Raw genomic sequence first — 6,189 nt, forward strand, 5'->3', positions numbered from 1 at the left:
CCCCCCCACGCGAAGCTTTGCCCCCGCGCCGGCCAGCTCCATCACGACCTCACCGACGGCGCTCGCGAGCCCCGGCGCGCGCTCGAATGCCGCCGCCACCGCTTCACTCGTTGGCCATTCGATCGCGTTCAGCGAGAGGCGATAGAGCCCCTCGAAGACCTTCCCTTGCGCGGTCAACCGTCGAGCCGCCGTGTATTGCGAGGAGCTCGGGCACTTCAGCAACCAGAGCCCTGTCTGCAACCGCAGCGCGATCCGTTGCGAAGGCCCGCGCGCCTCCGCCGCGAGCTCGGCGCACTTCGCCTCCGCCAGGCCCGCCGCCGCGAGCGTGAGCCAGTCGTCGGAACCGAGCTTCGCGAGAGGGATCGTTTGCAGCTCATCGTCGGGCGCCCCCGCCAGCTCGGCCAGCACAGGCCAGGCGAGCTCGGAGAGCGCCGGAACTTCCTCGAGCACGGCCGAGAGTGCCGTCGCGTCCGGCCAGGCGACGCAATCGATCAGCAGGTTGTGGAGCGCATCCGGGCGCCCGGCAGGTTTGGAGAGCCCATCGAACGCCGCCGCCCACGCCTTCCGCGTCGGAGGCTTCACCACGACGGCCACGCCCTCGCGCTCCTCGACCTCGATCAATCGCAGATTCACGCCGTGTGTCCGCCGGAGCTCTGCCCGCACCTCATCCGTCAGCTTGCGCATGGTCCCTCAGCTCTTCGGTTTCTTGAAAGGATCGATCCCGTTCTTGATCACCTTGAGGCAATTCCCTTCGAGCTTCGTCATCGATGGATCGCCCGTTTGCGACGACGTTTCATCCCCGAGCGGCAGCCACGTCTCCACGCGATCGATGATGTCCGGCCGGCCCGGGAGCGAATAGACGATTTGTAGATCCACCGTCCGATAGATCCAGCCGTCCCCCTGCTTCCCCCGCAGCTCGTCCTCCTCGCCGCGAGAAATCTCCATCTCGCATTTCGGCTCGGCTTTCCGGCCCCCGTGCGCCTTCGGCCCGGGTTGCGTCCCGCCGACCGTGCTGGAGGACAGGCCATTGCCGTAGGTGATCGAGGAACACGTGGTGAACGTGTGCCGCTTGCCATTGTGGAGGATCGCCGTGATCGTGAGATCATCGTGAGCGAATTCCCCGCGCGGAGTCGTCACGGTTTGGCCCATATCAGCCGCCTTCCTCCTCGTTATCCGTCAATAGCCCGGGCCCGAGCTCCGCCGAGACCCCGTAGATTTGCCCCCGAGGGACCACGGTCATCGTCGCCCGGAGGAAGTTCGTCTCGAAGATGTTGTCCGTACGGATGACGCGCGCCCGGACCGCGCTCGCGTGGTCGGGCATCAGCGCGCTTGCCAGCGCGTTCGTTACCGCTCGATCAATCGCCCCCGCGGTGTTCGTTTCGAGCGTGCCGTCCTCATTCAGAGGCGGATCGTTGTTGATCTCGTTATCGAGGATGGGCTGCGCCGCGAGGTACGCCTCGATCATGACGCGAGTCACGTTTAGATCCCGATAGCGGCTCCGTTCGTCCGCCATGGTGAGCCCGCGGGCGAAGTACGCGTTTCCGCCGCTCGTATCCATGACCGTGAACCGCGCCGCCCGAAGCTTCACTGTCGCGAGCCCCTCGTCCACCGGAAGCGCGTCGACCTCCTTCAACGGCCCGTCATCGTGGTTGCCGAGGTCCGACGAAAACCGTACCGCCGCCGCCTTGTACGCCGCCGCCCACGATTGCGAGCGCAAGAAGGACCCCGGGAGCGTCCCGCCGCGAAGCCACGCTCCACGCGCGCAGACACTCACGCGCCGCGAAACGAAGCCCTCGAAGGCCGCGGCAAGCGCTTCGTCCGTCTCGGTGAGCGGAGCGCCGATGATCGCGACGATCGGCCGCTTCAGCGCTTCGAGTTCGGCGATCTTTGTGTCCAGCGCTTCGGCGAGCGCCCTCGTTTCCGCAGCGTCCGCAAGCTCGCCGACGACATGCAGGATCCGGAAATCCGCCTTCACGTGGACGAGCTTGTCGATCGCCTCGATCACGGCCTCGATGGAGAAGCCCGGCGCATGGCACGCGAAGGCGTATTCGGTATCCTTGACGAACGCAGCCGCGGGAAACTGGATCGTAACGCCAACGCCCGGGATCTTATGGTCTGCCTCGCGGCCCTTCACGTCCGTTTTCGGTAGCCCAAGCAATTCGAGCGCGCTCCCGCCGAGGATCACGAGCCTCGACCCCTCGCCGATCGTCTTGCTCGCAAGCCGCAGCTTCGAGGCCGGAGCCACGAGCGAAGCCGCGACGTTGTTGACCTTCCCGAGCACCGCGAGGACTGCGGCCGGATCGGCAGGCGGATCTTTGAATTCGACGGTTTGGGCCTCGCCCGCGTCTTCCTGCATATCGAGCGTCGTCCCGTCGAGGTCCCCCGCCTCGCCCTGCTTCAGGCCGACCACCAGGCCGAGCGCGCCGAGCGCAGAGCCGCCGAGCAGCTCGATCGTCGCCGCCTTTCCGATCGCCTTCGAGGTCCACACGAGCCGCGCGCCCACGCCGAGCGAGAACACGCACGCGGAGAACGCGTTCGACAATTGCGAGAGCAGCGCGGCCCCATCCTTCGGGGCCTCGAGCACGCACGAGACCTCGGCGCCGTTGATCTTCGCCTCGATGGTCTTCCCATCGAGCAAGCCCGCCGGCCCGTAGAGGCCCGAGGCCCCGAGGTCCTTGTCCCCGCGGACCTCGGCCGGTTTTGCATACGCGAGCCGCGACAGGTCCCGCGTGCCCGTCACCTCCGCCGCCTTGCGTGTGGGAATGACGAGCTCGGTCCCGAAGCGCGGAACCACCTGCGCGCCCGCCGCCGTCCCCGAGATGGACACGCGGAACCGCCCGACGCCTTGCGGCCCGCTCTTCGTGATGCGCACCCGTACCGACGCCGTATCCGTCGGAGCACCCGAGAGTAGGATCGCCGGCCCCGGGCCGGATTGCGTCACCGGACCGAGGACGCCCGAAATACTCGCCTCGATGGGAACCGCGAGCGTGCGTTGCTTCGAGACGCGGACCGCTTGCGCCGTGGCTTCCGTGAGCGGTCCCTCGCCGAGCGCTTTCGCGACGGGCGAAGGGACATCGAACGCATAAACGGTATTCTTCGACCCGGCCGAGCAGATGCCCACCTTGGCGACCACCCGCGCGGCGGATGCCGGCTCGCCCGCCGGCCCGTATTCGGTGAAGGTGATTTCAGCGCTCGGCATCAGAACCCCTCACGTTTCGAGCCATCGGGCGCGGACGTCTCCCCCTCGGCCGAGGCTTTCAGGATCAGCGCATGCCGCAGATCGACATCCACCACCGGGAGGCGGATCGACATCGGAACGACCACCTTGACCCCCGCCGAACCAGCCCGACCCGCGCCCGCGATCCACTGAACGCGCCCATAACCCCGCGCCCGCCGGCTCACCCCGAGCTCACGCACCGATTGCAGGAGGCGGAGGTAAACCCCTTCGGCCTCCGCGGGCGAACTCCCCCAGATTGTGAACGTCGCTTCGATCACGCGGTCCTCGCACACGTGTTTCCCCGCGCCGCCTTGCTGCGCCGGGGGTTCGAGGTCCTCATGTTCGGGCACCGAGACGATCAGCCGCGCGGGCGAGGCGAGCCCGCGCCCCTCGTCCTTCCCGATCGCCAGATCGAGGCCCTGTACGTTCATTCTCTCGTGAAGCTCCTTCGCGAAGCGGCCGAGGCTCGTTTCATCCCAGCCGCCCATCATTCCCCCTTGACCGCGCGCCGCACCGCCGCGGAGAAGGCGACACCCACGCCCGCGCGGATGCGCGCAATCCACCCCGGCGGAGGTTGGCCATCCGGAACGAGTGGCCGCTCGGGGTTATGGATGACGCCGTGCTGAAGGGTCCCACGCTGGGCGAAATGCGCCGTCCAGTGATTGACCCGCACCTCGACCGCACACTCGAAATGGTTCGGCGGAAGCGGACGATACTCGACGTGTGCCGCGAGCGGCTGTAGCGCGAGCGCACCATCCGCCGCACGCTTCGGCCAGGCGTCCCCGTCGGGCGAGCTCCCGGATTCGATGCCATCCCGCACGAGCTCGACGGCTTCCTTTCCAAGGGTCTTCTGCAGCTCCGTTTGATGGGAACCGTTCGAGAGACCTCGAAGCCCCTTCGCCATTTCGCGCAGCCCGCGCCCTGCGACCCGTGACAGCTTCATGCCCGCCGCCCTCCTCGCCATCCCCGTTCCCATCCGCGCAGCTCCGCCGCGCGCACCCGCGGGCCGAGCCGCTTCCCACCCGTGCCCGATTGCCCCACCACGCCCGGAAGTTTCTTTCCGCCGTCGAGCCCTTCGAGCCAGTGAATTTGGTCGAGGTACCTCTGCCGCAGGTTCTTGGAATCGTCGTGCTCGGGATCGAACCCAGAGGCGGACATGAGCATGTAGGCCGCGATCGCCGCCGTTGCCTCGACGATCGCCCCTGTGAAGACCGCAAGCGGCGGATTGAGGTCCGCCAGGTATGTATCGACTTTCCGCGAAGCCGCCTCGAGCCCTTCGAGCTGATCCGTCACCGGCACGCGCGCGAGCGCCTCCGCATTCACGCCGAGCGCGTACAGTTGCGAAAGCGTGGCGTACGTGTTCACGGCTCCTCGCCGCCCTCCTTCGGCGCCTTGCCCTTCGCCTCGCTCAGCTCCTTCCCCGACGCCTTCCCGCGCGCCTCGCGCCCATGCTCGACGCCCGGCAGCTCCCGCACCGTGATCCGCTTCCCGGGATCGCGCTTCAGCATTTCGATTTGCTCGCGCGTCAACGCATCATCCGGGAGTTCGGTCGCCCCGGCCTTCCAGCAGAGCCCGATCCGAACCTTCTTCCCGTCGCGCTCCTCCTCGCGCCACCCGCAGCGGTACGAGTCATAACCTGGAGGCGGAACACACGTAACGATGATCATCGTCCTTCCCTCCGGGCCCTACGGGCGACATTTGGCGATGCTCTGCCAGACTGCCGGTGCAGCGTTGCCCCGGCAGTCGACCCCCGCGAGGTATTGGTTATTGACGAACGCGTACTCGCTCCCGTTCATGAGCGCCTGAAATCGCGGCTTCTGCCGTTCCTGCCAGATGATCGGCCGCATCAACTGATTCTTGAGCATGGCGAGGAACCAGACCCCGGGGGAATCGCTCAGCTCATCGATCACGAGCACCTCGGCCGTCCCCTGATTGATGTTGTCTTCCTGCGCGCCGCCGCGGGCGATCGTCTCGGCTTCGACGATCCGCTTCGCCGCGCCCTCTTTCTGCGGGCTCACGATCAGGGTGTCCGGCTTGATTCCGATCCGCCGGCCGTTCACGTCCACGAGCGAGCGCATGTTCGCGCGGACGATCTCGTAATTCTCGGGAGTGAGCGCCATCCCCGAGGGGTAATAATTCGCCTGGACGGGCGAATCGGGATCGTCTTGATCGACCGGATGCACCTCGGAAAAGACAGGCTGGCCATCGTAGACGACGAGGGACACCGGCCCGACGAGGGGATCGAGGTAGCTCGTTTGCTCGCCGTAGAGGAGGATGGGCGCGATGCAGTCGTCGGGATGCTTCGCGGCTTGCTGCCCGAGCAGGCTCGCATAGTCCCCATACATCCCGTATTTGTCGTCCTCGATCTTCTCCCGCTCGACCCCGAGCGTTTTCTCGAAGGGCTTGTTTTTGATCGTGAAGCTCCGCGATCGGAGGTTCTCGACCACGCGCGGCCCGACCCAATGCCGGAGCCCCGGGATCGCGGTCAGCCAGGAGTAGGTCTCTTCCTCGCCCGTGCTCGGGAGCGTGCGGGCGACCTTCGAGCCCCAGGGCTCCGCCATGCCCATTCCGCTCTTGAAGAGGATTTGGAAGCCCTTGAACATCGCCCGCAGGCTTGAACGCGTGATGATCATCGAACGCCCTTCCTCGCGTCACCGCGGACCGATGGAGACCGCCACGCGGCCCCCGTCGAGCCCCATCATCTTTCCCGCCACGGAGCGCTTTCCCCCGCCGCTCGTCCTCGCGACGCGGCCCCCATTCACGAGGAACACGTCCTTCAAGAAATCGGCCATGGTGACCGCGTCGGACCCGCTCGAATTCTGGAGGAGGAACGTCCCCGGCTCGCAGTTGATCCGCTCGGCGCCGTCCTGGCCCGCGCTGTTGTCCTTCGTCTCGCAGGCTCGTCCGACCGGCCGCAGATCCGCCGCCTCGGTTGCCTCGAGCGCGTAGCCCGAGGCATCCACGCAGACGAT

Annotated in this window: 9 protein-coding genes; all 9 read right to left on the bottom strand. The window is 66.9% G+C overall.

What is annotated here, in order from left to right; all coding sequences use genetic code 11:
* Nucleotides 1-684: hypothetical protein (locus QHF84_RS49915; RefSeq protein ID WP_281320749.1), on the bottom strand; the 684-nt coding region annotated here is incomplete at its 3' end.
* 6 nt (nucleotides 685-690) lie between these two features.
* Nucleotides 691-1,137 (bottom strand): hypothetical protein, encoded by a 447-nt coding sequence (locus QHF84_RS49920; RefSeq protein ID WP_281320750.1) that lies wholly within the window; start codon nucleotides 1,135-1,137, stop codon nucleotides 691-693.
* Nucleotides 1,138-1,150: 13 nt separating this feature from the next.
* On the bottom strand, nucleotides 1,151-3,199 hold the full coding sequence (locus QHF84_RS49925) for a DUF2586 family protein (RefSeq protein ID WP_281320751.1): 2,049 nt from the start codon (nucleotides 3,197-3,199) through the stop codon (nucleotides 1,151-1,153).
* Nucleotides 3,199-3,648: a hypothetical protein gene (locus QHF84_RS49930; protein WP_281320752.1), complete on the bottom strand. Its 450-nt coding sequence runs from the start codon at nucleotides 3,646-3,648 to the stop codon at nucleotides 3,199-3,201. The genes QHF84_RS49925 and QHF84_RS49930 overlap by 1 nt, the downstream gene beginning before the upstream one ends.
* 56 nt (nucleotides 3,649-3,704) lie before the next feature.
* Nucleotides 3,705-4,160, bottom strand: coding sequence for a hypothetical protein (locus tag QHF84_RS49935; RefSeq protein ID WP_281320753.1), 456 nt, complete (start codon nucleotides 4,158-4,160; stop codon nucleotides 3,705-3,707).
* On the bottom strand, nucleotides 4,157-4,582 hold the full coding sequence (locus QHF84_RS49940) for a phage protein Gp36 family protein (protein ID WP_281320754.1): 426 nt from the start codon (nucleotides 4,580-4,582) through the stop codon (nucleotides 4,157-4,159). Before QHF84_RS49940 ends, QHF84_RS49935 begins: the two co-directional genes overlap by 4 nt.
* Nucleotides 4,579-4,884 (bottom strand): hypothetical protein, encoded by a 306-nt coding sequence (locus QHF84_RS49945; RefSeq protein ID WP_281320755.1) that lies wholly within the window; start codon nucleotides 4,882-4,884, stop codon nucleotides 4,579-4,581. The genes QHF84_RS49940 and QHF84_RS49945 overlap by 4 nt, the downstream gene beginning before the upstream one ends.
* Before the next feature lie 18 nt (nucleotides 4,885-4,902).
* Complete coding sequence (locus tag QHF84_RS49950; protein WP_281320756.1) at nucleotides 4,903-5,850, bottom strand: Mu-like prophage major head subunit gpT family protein; 948 nt, start codon at nucleotides 5,848-5,850, stop codon at nucleotides 4,903-4,905.
* Between the two features lie 18 nt (nucleotides 5,851-5,868).
* Nucleotides 5,869-6,189 (bottom strand): hypothetical protein (locus QHF84_RS49955; RefSeq protein WP_281320757.1); only part of this gene is annotated, 321 nt, incomplete at its 5' end.

The organism is Polyangium sp. y55x31 (genome assembly GCF_029946505.1).
Classification (GTDB): domain Bacteria; phylum Myxococcota_A; class Polyangia; order Polyangiales; family Polyangiaceae; genus Polyangium.